The organism is Mariniluteicoccus endophyticus, assembly GCF_054780035.1.
The window spans coordinates 358,307-377,964 of the sequence record NZ_BAAGXC010000016.1 but is presented as its reverse complement, the minus strand read 5'-3'; the positions used below and the strand labels follow the sequence as shown (position 1 = coordinate 377,964).

At 69.6% G+C, this 19,658-nt stretch carries 22 protein-coding genes; 14 read left to right on the top strand and 8 right to left on the bottom strand.

Features of this window, described 5'->3' with window-relative positions:
- The first annotated feature begins 5 nt into the window (after positions 1-5).
- The 5 genes from atpA (at position 6) to ACYVGD_RS07050 (ending at position 5,155) form a co-directional block, all read left to right on the top strand.
- The gene (gene atpA / locus ACYVGD_RS07070) at positions 6-1,646 is read left to right on the top strand and encodes a F0F1 ATP synthase subunit alpha (protein WP_460742407.1); all 1,641 of its coding nucleotides are present in this window, start codon (positions 6-8) and stop codon (positions 1,644-1,646) included.
- Between the two features lie 3 nt (positions 1,647-1,649).
- Positions 1,650-2,591 carry a F0F1 ATP synthase subunit gamma gene (locus ACYVGD_RS07065; RefSeq protein ID WP_460742405.1) on the top strand — a complete coding sequence of 314 codons (942 nt, stop codon included), beginning with the start codon at positions 1,650-1,652 and terminating at the stop codon, positions 2,589-2,591.
- A gap of 5 nt (positions 2,592-2,596) precedes the next feature.
- Entirely contained in the window at positions 2,597-4,048 is a 1,452-nt protein-coding gene (atpD, locus tag ACYVGD_RS07060; protein ID WP_460742403.1) for a F0F1 ATP synthase subunit beta, read from the top strand.
- Between the two features lie 2 nt (positions 4,049-4,050).
- Positions 4,051-4,470 (top strand): F0F1 ATP synthase subunit epsilon, encoded by a 420-nt coding sequence (locus ACYVGD_RS07055; RefSeq protein WP_460742401.1) that lies wholly within the window; start codon positions 4,051-4,053, stop codon positions 4,468-4,470.
- A 229-nt stretch (positions 4,471-4,699) separates the two neighbouring features.
- A complete protein-coding gene (locus ACYVGD_RS07050; protein WP_460742399.1) occupies positions 4,700-5,155 on the top strand; it encodes a DUF2550 domain-containing protein in 456 nt (151 codons plus the stop codon).
- Here the strand turns inward: ACYVGD_RS07050 and ACYVGD_RS07045 are convergent.
- A complete protein-coding gene (locus ACYVGD_RS07045; RefSeq protein WP_460742397.1) occupies positions 5,132-5,785 on the bottom strand; it encodes a cob(I)yrinic acid a,c-diamide adenosyltransferase in 654 nt (217 codons plus the stop codon). The genes ACYVGD_RS07050 and ACYVGD_RS07045 overlap by 24 nt on opposite strands.
- A gap of 57 nt (positions 5,786-5,842) precedes the next feature.
- Here ACYVGD_RS07045 and ACYVGD_RS07040 point away from each other — a divergent pair, with 57 nt between their 5' ends.
- Positions 5,843-6,502 (top strand): peptidylprolyl isomerase, encoded by a 660-nt coding sequence (locus ACYVGD_RS07040; RefSeq protein ID WP_460742395.1) that lies wholly within the window; start codon positions 5,843-5,845, stop codon positions 6,500-6,502.
- Positions 6,503-6,511: 9 nt separating this feature from the next.
- On the opposite strand, the gene ACYVGD_RS07035 is transcribed toward ACYVGD_RS07040, so the two are convergent.
- From ACYVGD_RS07035 to ACYVGD_RS07025, 3 genes are read right to left on the bottom strand one after another with little or no spacing between them, the layout of a single operon-like run.
- Positions 6,512-7,315: an alpha/beta fold hydrolase gene (locus ACYVGD_RS07035; RefSeq protein WP_460742393.1), complete on the bottom strand. Its 804-nt coding sequence runs from the start codon at positions 7,313-7,315 to the stop codon at positions 6,512-6,514.
- Positions 7,316-7,333: 18 nt separating this feature from the next.
- Positions 7,334-7,612: a hypothetical protein gene (locus ACYVGD_RS07030; RefSeq protein WP_460742391.1), complete on the bottom strand. Its 279-nt coding sequence runs from the start codon at positions 7,610-7,612 to the stop codon at positions 7,334-7,336.
- Positions 7,613-7,618: 6 nt separating this feature from the next.
- Positions 7,619-8,824 (bottom strand): 3-hydroxyacyl-CoA dehydrogenase, encoded by a 1,206-nt coding sequence (locus tag ACYVGD_RS07025; protein ID WP_460742389.1) that lies wholly within the window; start codon positions 8,822-8,824, stop codon positions 7,619-7,621.
- Between the two features lie 308 nt (positions 8,825-9,132).
- Between ACYVGD_RS07025 and ACYVGD_RS07020 the strand changes: the two genes are divergently transcribed.
- Both ACYVGD_RS07020 and nucS read left to right on the top strand, forming a co-directional pair.
- Positions 9,133-9,255, top strand: a complete 123-nt coding sequence (locus tag ACYVGD_RS07020) for a hypothetical protein (RefSeq protein WP_460742387.1) — start codon at positions 9,133-9,135, stop codon at positions 9,253-9,255.
- Positions 9,256-9,450: 195 nt separating this feature from the next.
- Positions 9,451-10,161 (top strand): endonuclease NucS, encoded by a 711-nt coding sequence (gene nucS, locus ACYVGD_RS07015; RefSeq protein WP_460742385.1) that lies wholly within the window; start codon positions 9,451-9,453, stop codon positions 10,159-10,161.
- A gap of 3 nt (positions 10,162-10,164) precedes the next feature.
- Here the strand turns inward: nucS and ACYVGD_RS07010 are convergent, their stop codons facing one another.
- The 3 genes from ACYVGD_RS07010 to mce form a co-directional block, all read right to left on the bottom strand.
- Positions 10,165-11,427 carry an AI-2E family transporter gene (locus ACYVGD_RS07010; protein ID WP_460742383.1) on the bottom strand — a complete coding sequence of 421 codons (1,263 nt, stop codon included), beginning with the start codon at positions 11,425-11,427 and terminating at the stop codon, positions 10,165-10,167.
- A complete protein-coding gene (locus ACYVGD_RS07005; RefSeq protein ID WP_460742381.1) occupies positions 11,424-12,830 on the bottom strand; it encodes a DivIVA domain-containing protein in 1,407 nt (468 codons plus the stop codon). Before ACYVGD_RS07005 ends, ACYVGD_RS07010 begins: the two co-directional genes overlap by 4 nt.
- Before the next feature lie 123 nt (positions 12,831-12,953).
- Complete coding sequence (gene mce / locus ACYVGD_RS07000) at positions 12,954-13,394, bottom strand: methylmalonyl-CoA epimerase (RefSeq protein WP_460742379.1); 441 nt, start codon at positions 13,392-13,394, stop codon at positions 12,954-12,956.
- Between the two features lie 132 nt (positions 13,395-13,526).
- On the opposite strand from mce, the gene ACYVGD_RS06995 reads away from it, so the two are divergent.
- The 6 genes from ACYVGD_RS06995 to ACYVGD_RS06970 all read left to right on the top strand — a co-directional run bounded on the left by ACYVGD_RS06995 (position 13,527) and on the right by ACYVGD_RS06970 (position 18,133).
- Positions 13,527-14,726: an acetyl-CoA C-acetyltransferase gene (locus tag ACYVGD_RS06995; RefSeq protein WP_460742377.1), complete on the top strand. Its 1,200-nt coding sequence runs from the start codon at positions 13,527-13,529 to the stop codon at positions 14,724-14,726.
- Positions 14,727-14,728: 2 nt separating this feature from the next.
- Positions 14,729-15,682, top strand: coding sequence for a methylmalonyl Co-A mutase-associated GTPase MeaB (gene meaB / locus ACYVGD_RS06990; protein WP_460742375.1), 954 nt, complete (start codon positions 14,729-14,731; stop codon positions 15,680-15,682).
- A 123-nt stretch (positions 15,683-15,805) separates the two neighbouring features.
- Positions 15,806-15,961, top strand: a complete 156-nt coding sequence (locus tag ACYVGD_RS06985; RefSeq protein WP_460742373.1) for a hypothetical protein — start codon at positions 15,806-15,808, stop codon at positions 15,959-15,961.
- A 10-nt stretch (positions 15,962-15,971) separates the two neighbouring features.
- On the top strand, positions 15,972-16,499 hold the full coding sequence (locus ACYVGD_RS06980; protein WP_460742371.1) for a PH domain-containing protein: 528 nt from the start codon (positions 15,972-15,974) through the stop codon (positions 16,497-16,499).
- Positions 16,499-17,002, top strand: coding sequence for a MarR family winged helix-turn-helix transcriptional regulator (locus ACYVGD_RS06975; RefSeq protein WP_460742370.1), 504 nt, complete (start codon positions 16,499-16,501; stop codon positions 17,000-17,002). The genes ACYVGD_RS06980 and ACYVGD_RS06975 overlap by 1 nt, the downstream gene beginning before the upstream one ends.
- A gap of 3 nt (positions 17,003-17,005) precedes the next feature.
- The gene (locus ACYVGD_RS06970) at positions 17,006-18,133 is read left to right on the top strand and encodes a DUF6716 putative glycosyltransferase (RefSeq protein ID WP_460742368.1); all 1,128 of its coding nucleotides are present in this window, start codon (positions 17,006-17,008) and stop codon (positions 18,131-18,133) included.
- Here ACYVGD_RS06970 and ACYVGD_RS06965 read toward each other — a convergent pair.
- Positions 18,108-19,367, bottom strand: coding sequence for a cytidylyltransferase domain-containing protein (locus ACYVGD_RS06965; protein WP_460742366.1), 1,260 nt, complete (start codon positions 19,365-19,367; stop codon positions 18,108-18,110). The two genes, ACYVGD_RS06970 and ACYVGD_RS06965, sit on opposite strands and share 26 nt — an antisense overlap.
- Positions 19,368-19,658 lie beyond the last annotated feature (291 nt).

Here is a 19,658-nt window from a genome sequence, read left to right as displayed (position 1 = left end):
CAACGATGGCGGAACTCACTATTCGTCCGGAGGAGATCCGGAACGCGCTGGACAGCTTCGTCCAGAACTACACCCCGGAGACCTCCTCGCGCGAAGAGGTGGGCACCGTGGTCACCTCCGGCGACGGCATCGCCCGCATCGAGGGCCTGCCGTCCTGCATGGCCAACGAGCTCCTCGAGTTCGAGGACGGCACGGTCGGTATCGCGCTGAACCTCGACGTCCGCGAGATCGGCGCTGTGGTCATGGGCAGCTCCGACGGCATCGAGGAGGGCTCGAAGGTCCGCGCGACCGGCGAGGTCCTCTCGGTCCCGGTCGGCGACGGCTTCCTCGGCCGCGTGGTCGACCCGATGGGCAACCCGATCGACGGCCTCGGTGACATCACCAACGTCGACGGTCGCCGTCAGCTCGAGCTCCAGGCCGCCGGCGTCATGGACCGTCAGGAGGTCCGCGAGCCGCTGCAGACCGGCCTGAAGGCCATCGATGCGATGATCCCGATCGGCCGCGGCCAGCGCCAGCTGATCATCGGCGACCGCAAGACCGGCAAGACCGCGATCGCGCTCGACACGATCATCAACCAGAAGGCCAACTGGGAGTCGGGTGACCCCAAGAAGCAGGTCCGCTGCATCTACGTCGCCATCGGCCAGAAGGGCTCGACGATCGCCGAGGTCCGCGGCACCCTCGAGGCCGCCGGCGCGATGGAATACACGACCATCGTGCACGCCCCGGCGTCCGACCCCGCCGGTTTCAAGTACATCGCCCCGTACGCCGGTTCGGCCATCGGCCAGCACTGGATGTACCAGGGCAAGCACGTCCTCATCGTGTTCGACGACCTCACCAAGCAGGCCGAGGCCTACCGCGCGATGTCGCTGCTCCTCCGCCGCCCGCCGGGCCGCGAGGCGTACCCCGGTGACGTCTTCTACCTCCACTCCCGCCTGCTGGAGCGCTGCGCAAAGCTCTCCGACGAGCTGGGCGGCGGCTCGATGACCGGCCTGCCGATCATCGAGACCAAGGCCAACGACGTCTCGGCGTTCATCCCGACCAACGTCATCTCGATCACCGATGGCCAGATCTTCCTGCAGTCGGACCTCTTCAACGCCAACCAGCGTCCCGCCGTCGACGTGGGCATCTCGGTGTCCCGAGTCGGTGGCGCGGCCCAGATCAAGGCCATGAAGAAGGTCTCCGGCTCGCTGAAGCTGGACCTGGCCCAGTACCGCGACATGCAGGCGTTCGCCATGTTCGCCTCCGACCTCGACGCCACCTCGCGTCGCCAGCTCGATCGCGGCGCCCGCCTCACCGAGCTGCTGCGTCAGGGCCAGTACGCGCCATACCCGGTCGAGGAGCAGGTCGTATCGGTGTGGGCCGGCACCAACGGCCACTTCGACGACGTGCCCGTCGAGGACGTGCTGCGATTCGAGCAGGAGTTGCTCGAGCACCTGCGTCACAACTCGTCGGTCCTCCAGACCATCTCGGAGACCGGCAAGTGGGACGACGACACCGCTGCCGCCGTGGAGCGTGAGATCGAGGCGTTCAAGCCGAACTTCCAGACGACCGAGGGCGGCTTCATCCAGCCCGGTCACGAGGAGTACGCCGCCACGGACGCCGACGATGTCGCTCAGGAGCAGATCGTCAAGCAGAAGCGGGGCTGACGCATGGCAGCCTCGTTGCGCGAGCTTCGACAGCGACGCAAGTCGGTGTCGACGACAAAGAAGATCACGCGCGCCATGGAGCTCATCGCTGCGTCCCGCATCATCAAGGCGCAGCAGCGTGCGAACGCTGCTGCGCCCTACGCGCGGGAGCTGACGAAGGCCGTGTCGGCCGTCGTCTCGCACGCCGACATCGAGCACCCGCTGACGACGGAGATCGAGAACCCGACCCGGGCGGCCATGCTACTGATCACCTCCGACCGCGGCCTGGCGGGCGCATACTCGTCGTCGGTGATCAAGCAGGGCGAGCAGCTCACCGAGTTCCTGCACAGCCAGGGCAAGGAGGTGCTGCCGTACCTCGCCGGGCGCAAGGCGCAGGCGTTCTATCAGTTCCGCCACCGTGAGGTGACGCAGGCCTGGGACGGTTTCTCCGACTCGCCGACGTACGCCGACGCCAAGGCGATCAGTGACGAGCTGATGAAGGCCTTCCTGACCCCGTCGGACGAGGGCGGCGTGGACGAGATCCACATCGTCTACACCCGCTTCGTGTCGATGATCAACCAGAAGCCGGAGATCATCCGTCTCCTGCCGCTGGAGGTCGTCGACGCCGACGAGGCCCGCCCCGGCGACGACGACGAGCGTCATCGTCCGACCGATGGGGAGGAGTTCCCCCTCTACGAGTTCGAGCCGAGCGCGGAGGAGGTGCTGGACGAGATCCTGCCGCTCTACGTGGCGAGCCGCATCCAGTACTGCCTGCTGCAGTCGGCTGCCTCCGAGCTCGCGGCGCGCCAGCGCGCCATGAAGTCGGCCACCGACAATGCCCAGCAACTGATCGAGCGCCTGACCCGCGAGGCCAACCAGGCCCGCCAGGCTCAGATCACCCAGGAAATCAGCGAGATCGTGGGTGGCGCTAACGCGCTGGCCGACGCAACTGCCGAGAGCGAGTGAGAAGAATGACTGCCACCATGAACGACACCTTCGAGGCGAAGACCCTCGGTGTGGGCCGGATCGCCCGAGTCATCGGCCCCGTCGTCGACGTCGAGTTCCCCGTCGACCAGATGCCCGAGATCATGAACGCGCTGCACGTCGACCTCGTGGTCGAGGGCCAGACGCGCGTCATCACGCTCGAGGTCGCGCTGCACGTCGGCGACAACATCGTGCGCGCCATCTCCATGAAGCCGACCGACGGCATGCGTCGCGGCCAGGAGGTGCGCGACACCGGTGCGCCGATCTCCGTGCCCGTCGGTGACGTCACCAAGGGCCACGTCTGGAACGTGACCGGCGACGTGCTCAACGTCGACCCCTCGTCGATCGAGATCACCGAGCGCTGGCCGATCCATCGCGAGGCGCCGAAGTTCGACCAGCTCGAGTCGAAGACCGAGATGCTCGAGACCGGCATCAAGGTGCTCGACCTGCTGACCCCGTATGTCAAGGGCGGCAAGATCGGCCTGTTCGGCGGCGCCGGCGTCGGCAAGACGGTTCTCATCCAGGAGATGATCTTCCGTATCGCCCACAACCACTCCGGCACCTCGGTGTTCGCCGGCGTGGGTGAGCGTACGCGTGAGGGCAACGACCTCATCTTCGAGATGGACGAGGCCGGGGTGTTCAAGGACACCGCCTTGGTGTTCGGCCAGATGGACGAGCCGCCGGGCACGCGTCTGCGCGTCGCGCTGTCGGCCCTGACCATGGCCGAGTACTTCCGCGACGTCCAGGGACAGGACGTGCTCCTGTTCATCGACAACATCTTCCGCTTCACCCAGGCCGGGTCCGAGGTCTCGACCCTGCTGGGTCGTATGCCCTCCGCCGTGGGCTACCAGCCCAACCTGGCCGACGAGATGGGTCAGCTCCAGGAGCGCATCACCTCCACGCGCGGTCACTCGATCACCTCGATGCAGGCGATCTACGTGCCCGCCGACGACTACACCGACCCGGCGCCGGCCACGACGTTCGCCCACCTCGACGCCACGACCGAGCTCTCGCGCGAGATCGCCTCGCGTGGTCTCTACCCGGCTGTCGACCCGCTGACCTCGACGTCGCGCATCCTCGACCCCCAGTACGTGGGCCAGGAGCACTACGACGTGGCCAACCGTGTGAAGCAGATCCTGCAGAAGAACAAGGAGCTGCAGGACATCATCGCCATCCTCGGTGTCGACGAGCTCTCCGAAGAGGACAAGATCGTCGTCTCCCGCGCCCGTCGCATCCAGCAGTTCCTGTCGCAGAACACTTACACCGCCGAGAAGTTCACCGGCATCGCGGGCTCCACGGTCCCGCTGAAGGACGCCATCGAGGGCTTCAAGATGATCTGCGACGGCGACGTGGACCACATCGCCGAGCAGGCGTTCTTCAACGTCGGTGGCATGGACATGGTCATGGAGAACTGGGACAAGATGCAGAAGGAGCAGTGAGCATGGAGTCCAAGCCGCTCCAGGTCATGGTGGTCTCGGCCGACCGCGAGGTCTGGTCGGGCGAGGCCGACCAGGTCATCGCCCGCACCAGCGAGGGTGACATCGGCATCCTGCCGAACCACATGCCGCTCCTCGCGGCGCTGGTGCCCTCCGGTGTCGAGGTCTTCGCGACCGGCGGCAACCGCGAGATCATCGCGGTGGACGGCGGCTTCATCTCGGTCGACAGCGGCCGCGTGAAGATCCTGAGCCAGTTCGCCGAGCTTGCCTCCGAGGTGTCGCTCGACCAGGCCGAGCGCGACCTGGCCGATGCGGTGCGCCGCTTCGAGGCCGGCGAGGACGAAGACGAGACCCGTAAGGAGATTCGTCGCGCGTCCGCGCAGGTCAAGGCTGGGCGCAAGCAGGCCGGGCACACCGGGCTCTGATCCCACGAAGCACCACCGACGGACCCCGGGCCATTCGGCCCGGGGTCCGTCGTCCTGTCAGGGATTTCCCCGAAGGTCATCGCTGACGTCGCCGGTGGTGTCGCGCCCCGGGGGTACGCCGGTCAGCGGCCCGGCGCACCTGACTCGGCCCGGGTGTCGTCCGGGTGATTCGGGCCACACGGGGCCATGCGGATTGGCCGCGATCGGCACGGGTCTGTAGGTTGCCTCCATGGACATGGGCGTGGCTCTGGAGGTGGTGGGCGGGGTCCTGCTCGCCCTCCTGCTGGTGCCCCTGATCATCCTGTTCGCCCGGCGCCGCTGGCTCGCGCGTCAGGGTGGGATGGTCGACTGCGGCATGCGTGTGACCGGTCCCGTGGAGACGCCTTGGAAGCTCGGAGCCGCACGCTACAACGGGGAGCACCTGGAGTTCTTCCCGGCGTTCTCGTTCGCGTTCACGCCCCGCGTACGCCTGCGTCGCACCGCCACCACGGTGCTCGGGACCCGCGAGCCGAGCCCCGAGGAGGGTGTCGTGCTCTACGGCGGCCAGCGGATCGTGCGGCTCGAGTCCGCGCCCGACTTCGGCGACACCCAGGGCTGGGAGATCGCGATGGACTCCGGCTCGGCGACCGGGCTGCTCTCGTGGCTCGAGGCGGCCCCGCCGTCAGTCGGACGCTTCCGCGCCTGAGGCGCCGTCCGACGTCTGGTCCGCCTTCGTGGAACGCTCCCCGCCGGGCACCCAGAGCACCTCGTTCTCGGCGCCGTTGAGGTAGCGGGTCAGCACGAACAACAGGTCCGACAGCCTGTTGAGGTAGCGGACGGCCACGGGGTTGACCCCGCCGGGCGTGTTCTGGTCGGTGCTCGCCTCGGTCCCGTACGCCTCCGTCGCGACCCAGGCCGAGCGCTCTGCACGGCGGCAGGCGGTGCGTGCCACGTGCAGGTGGGCGGCGGCAGGCGTACCCCCGGGGAGGATGAACGACCGCAGCGTCGGGAGGTCGTCGCCGAACTCGTCACACCAGCGCTCGAGCCGTTCCACCGACTCCGGCAGGATGCGCAGGGGCTCGTGCTTGGGCTCGGCGACCAGGGGGTTGGACAGGTCGGCACCGACGTCGAAGAGCTCGTTCTGGACCACGCGCAGCACCTCTGCCACGTCCGCCGGTACGCCGGTGGCCAGGGCGACGCCGATGTGGGAGTTCGTCTCGTCGGTGTCCCCGTACGCGGCGACGCGCGGGTCGGTCTTGCGGGTGAGCGACATGTCGGACAGGCGGGTCTCGCCCGCGTCGCCGGTTCGGGTGTAGATGCGGTTGAGAACGACCATGCACAGGAGAGTAGTTCACCGGGCCGGCGGCGGTGGGTACCCCTATGATGGGCGCTCGTGCGTACCCTTCTTCTCACCCTCTCCTGCGCCCTCGTCGCCCTCCCGCTCACCGCGTGCTCGCCCGATCAGCCCGCGCCCCAGCAGACGGCCACCGGCGGTTCCCGGTGTACCTACTCGCCGGCGGGCGAGCCCGCCAAACCTGTCGATCCGCCGTCACCCAACGAGGTCCAGACGTCGGGGACCGCCACGATGACGGTGACGATGGGGCAGGGGACCGTCAAGGTCACCATGGACCGGGCGAAGACCCCGTGCACCTCCCACTCGTTCGAGGCGCTCGCCAAGCAGAAGTACTTCGACGGCACCCAGTGCCACCGCCTCGTCGACTCGGGAATCTTCGTGCTGCAGTGCGGCGACCCCACCGGGACGGGCCGCGGCGGCCCCGGCTACCGGTTCAACGACGAGCTGACGGGCTCGGAGACCTACCCGGCCGGCACGGTCGCGATGGCCAACGCGGGCGCCAACACCAACGGCTCGCAGTTCTTCTTCGTGTACGCCGACACCCAGCTCCCGCCGAAGTATACGGCGTTCGGGAAGATGGACGCGGAGTCGCTGGCCGTGGTCGCGCGCATCGCCGCTGAGGGGCAGGACGGCTCCAACCCCGACGGCTCGGGCAAGCCCAACGGCGACGCGAAGATCACGTCGGTCACCGTCGGCTGAGCGGCGGGCTCAGGCGTCGAGGAACGCCTGGAGCGTCCGCGTGAACACCTCGGGCTGCTCCGAGTGGACCCAGTGGCCGGCGTTCTTGATCGTCACGAGGCGTACGCGCGGAAACAGCTCCCGCATGGCGTCGGCGTGCGCGGGACGGACGTAGTCGCTTTCGGCTCCGGCGATCCACAGGACCTGGCCCTCGTACGGCGGCTGCTCGGGGCGCGTCCACCCGCCGAGCACGTCCATGTTGTCGGCGATGAGTTCGAGGTTCATCTGCCAGCGCCACTGCTCGCCGGACTCGGCCTGGTGGTCGCGGCGGAGGTTCTGCATGAGGAACGACCGGACGACGGGATCGGGCACGTCGGTGGTCAGGTGGGCGTCGGCCTCGGCGCGCGACGAGAGGTGGGCAAGGTCGAGGGTACGCATGCCGTGGACGTAGTGGTGGAATGCCCGCATGCTGCCGTACTGGACGGGGGCGACGTCGACGATGCACAGCCGGTCGACGAGGTCGGGATGGCGCAGCGCGAGCTGGATGGCTGCCTTGCCGCCCATGGAATGGCCGACCAGCGCGAGCGGTCCGTCGGGTCGCAGCGTCTCGGCGACGGCGTCGGCCATCGCGGGGTAGGAGGGGTCATCGGTCCAGGGGGAACGGCCGTGGTTTGGCATGTCGACGAGGATCGACCGGTGGGGCGTGGGGGCGGCCGCCAGCGACTTGGCGATCGACGTCCAGTTCTTGCCCTGGCCGAACACGCCGTGGCAGAACGCCACGGTCGAGCCCTCGTCGCCGATACGGGTGGTGTGCAACTGCAGATCCTCGGTCACGAGGAGCCACTCTAGGCCCTAGCCCCGACGCTGCCAGCAGCTCCGGTGCCAGTGGCGTCGTTCCTCGAGACCGCTGCGGGACAGCAGCGAGCCCTCGGCGGGCCAGACCACGACGTGGGCCACTCCCGGCAGGATCACCTGGTCGCAACCGGGGCAGCGGTACGCCTTCTCCGACCGCCCCGCGGGGATGCCGCGGACCACCCACCGGCCGTCCCGCCGCTCCTGGGCCACGGGGTGGTGACCGGACAGCGGACGGTGCGGCCGGGCGTGCTTGCTCGGACGACGACCGGTGGGCATCGTCGTTCAGCCGCGGGTGGCGGCGCGCAGCTCGGCGACCGCGGTGGCGCCATCGGCAGCCTCCGCGAGCTCCTCGAGCAGGCGTGCCGGGCGGTGGCCGGGCTCGGCCGTCTCGTCGAACGTGCGGCGCTGGACCTCGAGCACATGGGCCGGGCCGAGCTCGGCCAGCACCTCGAAGGGCTTCGGCATGCGGCAGCCTTCCGCCATGCCAGTGTCGATGTCGTCGACCGAGGCGTACCCCGTCTCGACCATGCGGATGGCCTGGTTGAGGTATTCGGCCACGAGGCGGTCGGGCAGCTCGTCGGCGCGCGAGCGCCGCGGTGCGGCGACGGGGCCCTCCCACTCGGTCACGCCATCGGCGCCGTACTCGTAGAAGCCGCGGCCGGACTTGCGGCCCATCATGCCGGCGGTGACCATCTGCGTCAGCAGCGCCGGGGGAGCCATCAGGCGGTCCTTGGTCTCGTCGTACATGCGCTCGAGGACGGCGAGGCAGACGTCGTTGCCGACGAGGTCCATGAGGGTCAGTGGGCCCATCGGGTAACCGGCCTTCTCGACCATGGCGGTGTCGAGCTCGGCACGCGATGCGAAGCCGTCGGCGTACAGGCGGCAGGCCGAGCCGAGGTAGGGGACCAGCAGGGCGTTCACGATGAAGCCCGCGCGGTCGCCGCAGACGACCGGGGACTTGCCGAGCTCACGGAGCAGGCCAGTGAGGCGCTCGACGACGTCGGTGCGGGTGTGGACGGTGCGGATGACCTCGACGAGGGTCTGGACGGGGGCCGGGTTGAAGAAGTGCACGCCGAGCACGCGGCCCGGATCGGACACCGCGGCGGCGATCGCCGTGATCGACAGCGAGGAAGTGTTGGTGGCGAGGACGGCGTCGGGCTTGGCGAGGCGGTCGAGGTCGGTGAAGATCGACGTCTTGAGGTCGAGGTTCTCGTTGACGGCCTCGATGATCAGGTCGCAGTCGGCGACGTCGGCGCGGTCGGTCGAGAAGTGGAGACGGCCGATCATCGCGTCGCGGTCGGCATCGCTCAGCTTGCCCTTCGACACGGCCCGGTCGGACGACTTCGTGATGATGGAGCGTCCGCGCTCCAGCGCGGAGTCGTTGTATTCGATGCCACGCACGGTGTGTCCGGCGCGGGCGAAGACCTCCGCGATTCCGGCACCCATGGTGCCCAGTCCGATGACGGCGACGTTGCTGATCGTATTCACAGGACGCAGTCTAGGCCCCGTAGGGTGGCCCCATGAGCACCCCGTCGCCCTGGTCGAACCCCGCCAACGACAGCCAGGGTGATCCCTACGCTCACGAGGACCGCTCCGAGCCTCGGGGGATCTACGGACAGCCCCACGGTCCTCTCGACCCCGTCCAGAACCAGCAGCCGGCTCCCTACGGACAGGTAGCTCCCTACGGGCAGTCTGCTTCGTATGGGCAGACCGACCCGTATGGGCAGGCTAGACCGTACGGGCAGCCCTCGCCCTACCAGCCCTACGGACCGCCCGCAGGTCCGTACGGCGCGGGGATGCAGTACGTCGCCGCACCCCGGCACCCGTCGGCCACGACCGTGCTGATCCTGGGCATCGCCGGTTTCGTCGCGCCCATCACCGCGCCGTTCGCGTGGGCGATGGGACACAGGGCGCCGTGAGATCCGCCAGTACCCGGGCCGCTGGTCGGGGGAGGGTGAGGTCACCGTCGGTTGGATCCTCGGAATCATCGTCAGCTGTCTGGTCGGCCTCTACCTGCTGTTGGTGGTGGTGTTCGTCGTCTTAGCCCTGCTGACCAACAGGTGACCCGCGGTGTCACCGGGACACCGCCGCGGTCGGTCGGCTAGGGTGGCGGCGTGCGTCTGGTCATTGCTCGCTGTCAGGTCGACTACGCTGGCCGCCTCACAGCTCATCTCCCGCCGGCCACACGGCTGATTCTGGTCAAGGCCGACGGGTCGGTGTCGATCCACGCCGACGACAGGGCCTACAAGCCCCTCAACTGGATGAGCCCGCCGTGCACCCTGACCGTTCGTGAGCCGGAGACCGACGAGGCCGCGGTCGTGGCCGAGCTCGACGCGGAGGTTGCCGAGGTGTGGGAGGTCCGCGGCAAGGACGGCGACACCCTCCAGATCTCCCTGTTCGAGGTGCTGCACGACTCCAGCCACGAGCTCGGTGTCGACCCGGGCCTCCAGAAGGACGGCGTCGAGGCCCACCTCCAGGAGCTGCTCGCCGAGCACCCCGAGACGTTCGGCGACGGCTGGACGCTGGTGCGGCGCGAATACATGACGGCCATCGGTCCCGTGGACCTGCTGTGCCGCGACGCCCGGGGGGCGTACGTGGCCGTCGAGGTCAAGCGCCGCGGCGAGATCGACGGAGTGGAGCAGCTCACCCGCTACCTCGAGCTCATGCGCCGCGACCCGCTCCTGGGGGACGTCAAGGGCGTGTTCGCCGCCCAGCAGATCAAGCCCCAGGCCCGCGTGCTCGCCACCGATCGCGGCATCTCGTGCCTCACGGTCGACTACGACGCCCTGCGGGGCATGGACGACTCCGACACCCGCCTGTTCTGACCGTCAGCTGCGGTCGAGCTTCGGGATCAGCACCTCGCGGTAGAGGAGCAGGATGACGGCAGCGGTCGGGATCGCAAGGATCGCGCCGACGACGCCCAGCAGGATGCCGCCTGCCAGCGCCGACAGGATGACCAGCGGACCCGGCACGTCCACCGAGCGCCGGAAGACGCGCGGCTGCAGGAAGTAGGCGTCGAACTGCTGGTAGCTCTGGGAGAAGATCAGGACGGCGACGCCGTGCCAGGGTCCCAGCGTCGAGAACGCCACGACGGCGATGAGCACCATCGCGATGTTCTGGCCCACCAGCGGTATGAACGCGCAGATCGCCACGAGGACGGCCAGGGCCAGTGCATACTTCGCCATGCCGAGGATCATCAGGAAGATGTAGTAGGCCGTGCCGGCGCAGGTGACGACGATGAACATGCCGCTCAGGTAGCCGCCGATGCGGCGGAAGACCTCGTCGGCCAGGTAGCGCACCCGCGGGCGGCGCGAGGCCGGGGCCAATCGGTAGATCGTGTCCTTGATGGCCGGGAGCGACGCGAGGAAGTAGAGCGTGAGGACCAGCGTCACGACCAGTGAGAAGACGATGTTGGCCAGGAGCCTGCCGGCGCCCACGAGACCACCGAACACCTGGTCGAACATGCTGCCGCCGTTGATGTAGGTCGTGATCTTCTCGATGATCCGGAAGCGGGTGTCGAGCTCGGCGATCTGGCGGTTGCTGCGGAGGTTGGTGAGGTATTCGGGGGCATGCTTGACCAGCGTGGTGATCTGCTCGCTGAAGATCGGCACGAGTGCCCAGCCGGCACCGCCGATGATGGCGAGCAGGGCCAGCGCGACGAGGCCCACCCCCAGCCCACGTCGCAGGCCGTGGCGGGTGAGCCAGTCGACGAGTGGGTTGAGGCCGAGCGCGAAGAAAAGGGCCACGACGACGATGAGCAGGATCGGCTGGAGCGTGCCGAGCATCTGGGTGAGCCAGAACGCCACCATCGCGCCGAGGGTGCCGAAGAACCCGATCGCGAACGGGTTCATCCGCGTCAGGACGTTGCCGTCGTCGTCGGGGACCGGAGGAGGGGGCGGCGGGGTCGTCACCTCCTCGGGCTCGGGCGGGGCCTCGATGGCGCGGATCGCCCGCCGCTTCAGGGCGCGCGCGAAGCGCTTGGGGCGGTCCAGGCGTGAAGGCTTCTCCTGTGTGGTTCTCTCCGGCGTGCTCGCCTCGGGACCGCTGGGGGACTGGACCGGCAGGGGCTCGGTCGGGTCTTCCTGGGTCATCGAGTCTCTAGCCCGCCCTCAGGTGGCCTTCGCGCGGAGTCGCCGGACTGGCCCGGTCGCTGCTGCGGCGCCTGCTGAGCCCGACGCTGCTCGGGCCGGGCCGCAGACGCACCGGGCTTCGGCTGGTTCGTCGGCTCGGGCTGGTCGCCCCGGTTCTTCTGGTTGGGGCGGTTCTTCTGGTTGGACTGGGCCTGCTGGCTGGGCTGGGCCTTCTTGCTGGGCTGGTCCTGTTGACCGGGCTGGGCCTTCTGCGGCTCCGGGGCCGCCGGGGAGGGCTGGGCCTGCGGCGACTGGGTCTGCGGCGAAGGCTGGGCGGGCGGACGCGGGGCCTCTTGTGCTGCGGGGGCGCCCTGGGGTTCACCGGGCTGGGCGAGCGGCGCCACGTCGGGGAAGTCGGCGGCCGTCTGGGTCGCCATAGCGGACAGGGACGCGAGCTGGGCCATGATCGCCTGCTTGCGCTGCAGGAGCATTTCGTTCTCGCGCTTCATCTCCTCAGCGCGCCAGGCGGCCCGGTCCTCTGCCTTGCGCACGATGTCACCGGCCTGCTTCGTGGCGTGGGCGAGCATCATTTCGGCCTCGCGGGCGGCCTTGATCTTGGTGCGTTCGGCCTCGGCATGGGTGTCATTGCGCAGGCGGGTGGCGCTCTCGACCTCGGTGGAGACGAGCTTCTGCGTCTCCTCGTGGTTGCGCGTGGCGTCGGCCAGCATCTTGTTCATGCGTGCGGTCGCCTCGTCGTGCTCGGTCGCGAGCTTGGCGAGGAGCTGTTCGCGCTCGGTCGCCGAGGTCGCGCGGAGTTGGGCGGCCTCGCGCTCCGCGGCCTGGCGTACGGACGCCGCCTCGAGGCGAGCCGCCTCGAGCATGGCTGCAGCCTTGCGCTGGGCCTCCAGCTGGAGCTGTTCCGCGTGCTGACGGGCACCCTCGACCAGCTTGCGTCCCTCGGTGCGGGCCAGCTCGACCTGTTCGGCGCCCTGGCGCTCGATGGTCGAACGCATCTCGCGGAGCTCGCCCACGGACGCCATGCGGATGTCCTCGGACTCGCGCTCGGCCTGCTGGCGGGACGCGTCACCGGCGCGGCGGGCCTCCTCCTTGATGCGTTCGGCCTCAGCCTTGGCCCGCTCGGTGAGCTCGCGCGACTGGACCTGAGCGATGCGCAGGATCTCGGTGGCGTGGCCGCCGAGGTGGGTGAAGTCGTTGTCCTCAGGCTGGCGCTCGGGGCGGTTCTTCAGCTCTTCGACCTGAGCCTGGAGCCGCTGGTTGTCCTCGCGCAGCTGGGCGACCCTCGACTCGAGCCCCAGCACGTACTCGTCGACCGCGTGGCGGTCATAACCGCGGATCGCGCCCGGGAAGTTGCCGGCGGCGCTCGCGGTCTCATCGAACAGGCTCAGCCCGGACTCCTGGGACACGGCTCCTCCTTGATACGCACAGACGGCCCGTGCGTGACCGTCACCGAGGTGAACAGTACCTGCACGGGTCGTCCATTCCACGGGTCTCGCGGCCGTTTCCACGAACCCGGCCGAGACGCGAGGTCAGTGGGAGTCGGCGGGCTGGGTGATCTCCACCAGGATGCCGCGGGCGTCCTTGGGGTGGATGAAGTTGATGCGGGCGCCGCCGGTGCCGGTCTTGGGCTCGTCGTACAGCAGGCGCAGGCCGCGCTCGCGCAGCGTGGCGCACACCGAGTCGATGTCGTCGACGCGGTAGCAGACCTGCTGGACACCCTGGCCGTTCTTCGCCAGCCACTTCGCGATGGTCGACGAGTCATTCAGAGGTGCAAGCAGCTGGATCTGGGCGTTCTCGGGACCCTGCTCGCCGGTGCCGAGCATGGCCTCCTCGACACCCTGCTCCTCGTTGGTCTCGCGGTGCAGCACACGCCAGCCGAGCACCTCTGTGTGGAACTTGATGGCGTCGTCGAGGTCCGGGACGGCGTACCCGACGTGGTCGATGCAGGTGAAGAGGCTGTTGTTATCCATGGCTCCATCCTCGCGCAGGGCCGAACCGTCCGCCGATCGGGGGTACGCCTCCTGAGGCGGCAGCCCGGATACTAGGGTGTCCTCGGATACCCGTCGGACGAACATCGTTGTTGAACAGGAAGGGGCACACCCATGTCGCAGACCGGCTCGGTCATCGTCGGAGGCGCGCGTACGCCGATCGGTCGTCTCCTCGGCGGCCTCAAGGACCTCACGGGCGCCGATCTCGGCGGCATCGCGATCAAGGGCGCCCTCGAGCGTTCCGGCGTGTCGGCCGACCAGATCGACTACGTGATCATGGGTCAGGTGCTGCAGGCCGGCGCGGGCCAGATCCCCGCCCGCCAGGCCGCCGTCAAGGCCGGCATCGGCATGGACGTCCCCGCCCTGACCATCAACAAGGTCTGCCTCTCGGGTCTCAACGCCATCGCGCTCGCCGACCAGCTGATCCGCGCCGGCGTCTGCGACGTCGTCGTCGCTGGCGGCCAGGAGTCGATGACCAACGCGCCCCACCTGCTGAACAAGTCGCGCTCGGGATACAAATACGGCGACGTCACGATGAAGGACCATATGGATTTCGACGGCCTGTGGGACTCGCTCAGCGACCAGCCGATGGGTGCCCTCACCGAGGCCCACAACACCGGCGACACCGAGGTTTCCCGCGCCGACCAGGACGCCTTCTCCGCACGCTCCCACCAGCGCGCCGCCGCTGCGAAGGACGTGCTCGCCGAGGAGATCGTCGAGGTCCGCATCCCGCAGCGCAGGGGCGACGACCTGGTCGTCTCCGCCGACGAGGGTGTACGCCCCGACACGACCGCCGAGTCGCTCGGCAAGCTCCGCCCGGCCTTCAGCAAGGAGGGCACCATCACCGCCGGCTCGGCCTCTCAGATCTCCGACGGCGCCGCCGCGGTCGTCGTCATGAGCCGCGAGGCCGCCGAGCGCCTCGGCTGCGAGGTCCTGGCCGAGATCGGTGCCTGCGGCATGGTCGCCGGCCCCGACTCCTCGCTGCAGCTCCAGCCCGCCAACGCGATCCGCAAGGCCTGCGAGATCGAGGGCATCGACGTCGCCGACATCGACCTCTACGAGATCAACGAGGCCTTCGCGGCCGTCGGTGTCGCCTCCGCGCGCAACCTCGGCCTCTCCGAGGAGGACATCGACGCCAAGGTCAACGTCAACGGCGGCGCCGTGGCCCTGGGCCACCCGATCGGCGCATCCGGTGCCCGCATCGTGCTCCACCTCGCCCACGAGCTCAAGCGTCGCGGTGGCGGCACCGGTGTCGCCGCGCTGTGCGGCGGCGGCGGCCAGGGGGACGCGCTCATCGTGAAGGTGGCCCGCTGACAGTGACTGTGCCGACGCTGGAGGAACTGCTCGAGGGGGCGCGCGCCGGAAAGCCGCGCGCGATCGCCCGCCTGATCTCGAAGGTCGAGAACAACTCGCCCGACCTGCGTGAGCTGATGACGCTGCTCGCGCCCCACACGGGGCACGCGCACGTCGTCGGGCTCACCGGTTCCCCCGGCGTCGGCAAGTCCACGTCGACGACGGCCCTGGTGTCCGGCTTCCGGTCCCGCGGGCTGCGCGTCGGCGTCCTCGCCGTCGACCCGAGCTCGCCGTTCTCAGGCGGCGCGGTCCTCGGCGACCGCGTACGCATGCAGAAGCACTCCACCGACGACGGCGTCTACATCCGGTCGATGGCCTCGCGCGGCCACCTCGGCGGCCTGTCCACCGCGGCGCCGCAGGCGTTGCGCGTGTTCGACGCCGCCGGCTTCGACGTCGTGCTCGTCGAGACCGTCGGTGTCGGCCAGTCGGAGGTCGAGATCGCCTCGACCGCCGACACCACGCTGGTGCTCCTGGCGCCCGGCATGGGCGACGGCATCCAGGCCGCAAAGGCCGGCATCCTCGAGATCGGCGACATCTTCGTCGTCAACAAGGCCGACCGCGATGGTGCCCAGTCGCTCATCCGCGACCTGCGCAACATGGTCGCGCTCGACCACCACGAGCCCGACGACTGGAAGCCGCCGATCGTGCGCACCGTCGCCTCCCAGGAGGAGGGCGTCGACGATCTCGTCGCCGAGATCGAGCGCCACCGCGACCACGGCCGCGAGTCGGGGGCCTGGGACGAGCGGCGCCTCCACCGGGCGTCCGCCGAGGTCGAGGCGCTCGCCCTCGCCCAGGTGCGCCGCCAGTTCCTCACCGAGGGCCGCAAGGGCCTCGACGAGCTCGCGGCAGGTGTCCGGGACGGACGGCTCGACCCGTTCACCGCGGCCGAGCGACTGCTCGTCGACACCGGACTCTGACGACGTCACAACTTGGTCGGCCGCGGCGCGCCGCGGCGTACTGGCGCGGCCCGGTGGGGTAGACAAAGCTCGCAAGCGCTGTGCACTTCCCGCTCCCGCAGCACTCATGAAGGGTCGACCCGAATGAAGGACTGGATCAAGAAGATCTTCTGGTTTCTCGTGGTGGGCTTCTGCCTGTTCTACCTCGTGACCAGGCCTGAGGACGCCGCCAACGCCGTCAAGGGCTTCTTCGAGGCATTCGGAGCGCTGTTCCGCTTCTTCGAGACGCTGGCCAGGTGATTGGATCGCCGTGGCCAGCCTCTTCGCGCGCTTCGTCGACCCCCGCGTCGACGAGCTCCTGATCACCGACCAGGGGGAGCACGTCATCGACGAGGTGCGCCGCCACTGGGTCACGCTGGTCACGCCCGTCCTGGGGCTGTTCGGCGCGATGCTGCTGTTCGTGTGCATGCCGTACGCCGGCCGCGCCTGGTTCGTTCCCGGCGCGCTGGGCCTGGCCCTGTTCGGGTGGTGCCTGTGGCGCATCCACAGCGAGCACATGGACCGGTTCGTCGTCACCAACATGCGCGTGTTCCGCGTCCACGGCGTCTTCAGCCAGCACATGGCGACCATGCCGCTCACGCGCATCCTCGACATCGCCGTCAACAAGCCGTTCGTCGGCCGGATCCTCGGCTACGGCCACTTCGTGTTCGAGTCCGCGGCCCAGGACCAAGGCCTTCGCGACATCCGCTACGTGCCCCGTCCCGAGGAGCGTGACCTGACCATCCAGCGCGTCATCCAGCGCTCGGGTGCACGCAAGTCCTTCGCGGGGGAGTGGTGATGGCGGGGCGTACCCCGGCTCCGTTCGACCCGATCGAGCAGGCCAGCAAGCAGTGGGCCGAGCGCTACCCCGAGACCGAGCGCATGCAGGCGGTCGCGTCGCTGATGCGGGTCCACCAGCTCCTGTCGGCCCAGCTCGACGACCTGCTGCGACCGTTCGGACTGACGTTCGCGCGGTACGAGGTCCTCGTCCTGCTGTCGTTCTCCCGGCGCGGGGCGGTCTCGCTCGGCCGCATCGGTGAGCGCCTGCAGGTGCACGCGACCTCGGTGACGCCGCTGGTGCAGCGGCTGGCCGCGGCCGGGCTGATCGAGCGCCGGCGCGACCCGGACGACGGCCGTGCGGTGCTGGCCTCCCTCACCGACGAGGGCCGACGGGTGCTGGGCGAGGCGACAGAGGCCCTGGCCGCCACCCGGTTCGGCATGGGCTCGCTCAGCGTCGAGGAGTGCCACAGGTTGACCCGAGCCCTGGCACCCATCCGTCGCGATGCCGGAGACTTCGACTGACCAATGAGGATCCTCACGCTCAGCGACTCCGACTCCTACCTGAAGTGGGTCGTCAGCCTCCTGGAGGACGTCCCCGAGCACTGGCGCGTACGCCACGTCGTGGTCGCCAACGTCATCGCGCCCTCGCTCGAGCAGGTGCGTCACGTGCAGACCTCCTGGCCGCTGGAGCGCCGCAGCGTGGCCTCGGCGGCCCGTGCCGCCCTGGACGGTGAACCGGACGTGATCCTCGTGGCCTGCACCGGTCCCGGCATCGAGGCGGTCATGGACTGGCTCGACGTGGTACGCGTGCTGCGACCGCGTGGTGGCCGCGCACGCCCGGTGCTGCTGACAGGCCTGCCCGGGGTCTCCTACCCGGCCAACGATCTCGCGATCCGACACCGCCGGGACTTCGACCTCATGGTGCTCGGGTCCCATCGGGAGGTCTCCGCGTACGCGGAGGTCGTCGCCCGGCTCGGTGTGGGCCCCCGCCCGGTGCTGCAGCGTCTGCCGTTCCTTGTGTCCGCGTCCCGGACGGCCCGGGGCGAGGTGAGTGACGTCGTGTTCGCCGCTCAGGCGCTCGTCCCGCCGCGGCCGGACGACCGCTGCAGGATCCTGGGTGCGCTGGCGGGGGTCCCGGCGTCGCTCCAGCCTGTGGTGAAGGTCCGTGCGCTGGCGGGGGAGCGGCAGACGCACAACGAGGAACACCCCTACCCAGACCTGTGGGCCGCCATGGACCACCCCCGTGAGGTCGTGTTCCGGGCGGGGTCGATGCAGGACGCCCTGGCGCGGGCCGCCGGGTTCGTGACGGTGTCGTCGACCGCCGTCCTCGAGGCCGTCGCGGCGGGGGTGCCTTCACTGGTGCTGGGCGACTTCGGCGTGAGCGCAGAGATGATCAACCTGGTCTTCGACGGATCGGGGCTGATCGGTGACCTCGACGACCTCGCCGCAGGACGATTCTTCGCTCCTGACCCGGGCTGGCTGCGGGACAACTACTTCCACGACGCAGCAGACGACGAGCTGGTCGGCTCGCTGGAGGGCCTGGTGTCGCGCCGCGACGACCTGGCTCCCGTGCGGTTCCGGCCGCTGGGGTCGCCGCGGGAGCGCGTACGCCGTCACCTGCGGATGGTCAGCCCCGCGGTGCCGCGCCGCTGATCCTGCCGGCCACCTCGTCGACGATGTGCGCGTTCTCGGGACGCGCGGCCAGCACGCGCTCGCACAGCTCGCGCACGGCCCCGTGGCCACCGGGATGGGCCAGTACCACCCGGGCCGCGCCCAGGACCGCCGGGTGGGAGTCGGGCACGGCCACCGGCCAGCCGACGACCGACATCGGGCCCAGGTCGTTGACGTCGTTGCCCACGTAGGCGGCGCGTGCGGGATCGATCCCCGCCCGCTCCAGCCACTCCAGCAGGGCCGTCTTCTTGTCGTCGACGGCCTGGAGGACGTCGACCCCCATCTTCGCCGCCCGCGCGGACACGACCTGGTTGCGCTCCCGCGAGAGAATGAGGAACGGGACCCCGGCCTTCTTCAGGAACGAGACGCCCATGCCGTCGGACCTCGAGACCTGGACCAGCTCGCGCCCGTCCTGGTCGACGTACGCGGTGTCGGGCGTGTGGACGCCGTCGAAGTCGGTGATGACCGCGTCGACGTCGATGGGCCCGCGGTCCTCGTCGGCGGGCGCACGGTCGAGGACGCCGGCGAACGCGTCGGCGAGCGCGAGCTCCTCGGCGGTGTCGATCTCCAGCGACGCCAGTTCGGAGACCCGGACCACGCCGGTGCGGCCGAAGAACCGGTGCTTCGCGGACAGGAAGCCGTCGACCTTCATCACGTAGAACGCGCCGGTCTCGCGGAAGTCGGGACGGCGGTCCTGGCGGCGCGGACGGTACGCGGCGTCGTGGTTCTGGCCCACCACCGTGCCGGATCCCGGCGCATCGGACGGATCGCTGTCCCGCCAGAGGAACTCGTAGGTCTCGATGCCGGAGAACACCGAGTCGGCCTCGTCACGCTGCACCATCGCGATCGCTGCGTCGATGTCCTGGGCGCGGATGAACGGGCTGGTGCACTGGACGAAGACGAGCACGCGGGCGTCGATCCCGCGATCGGCGATCTCGGCGAGCCCGTGGATCAGCGCCGACTCCGACGAGGCCGTGTGGCCGGCGAGGTCGGCGGGCCGCCAGATGATCTCCGCACCGGCGGAACGTGCCGCGTCGGCGATTGCCTCGTCGTCGGTGGAGACGAAGATGTCGTCGATCCCACGCGCGGCGCGGCAGGCGCGTACGGCCCTTGCCACCAGCGGGATGCCGCCGATGAGGCGGAGGTTCTTCCCCGGCACTCCCTGGGACCCGCCCCTGGCGGGGATGATGGCCACGGTGCGGGGCTGCTCGCTCACAGAAGTCCTCCTCGTCGATACCTCCTCGGATCATCCCATCGCGCGGCGTCGGCTACCTCTACGACCCGCCGGGCAGGGGAGGAGGAGCCAGCAGAGTGGAAGCGGCAAGGGGTACGCCCAGCTGGCGAGCGACAGGGAGTTCGAGGGCAAGTCCTACCCCGGGGAGAACCCCAACGCGCGGTGTACGTCCACCGAGACGACCACGAAGCCGACGACCAGGTCGACGACGAAGGCCCCGCGGCGCCGACGTCCACCAAGGACGGATGGCCAAGACCGGCGTCTGCCCCGGAC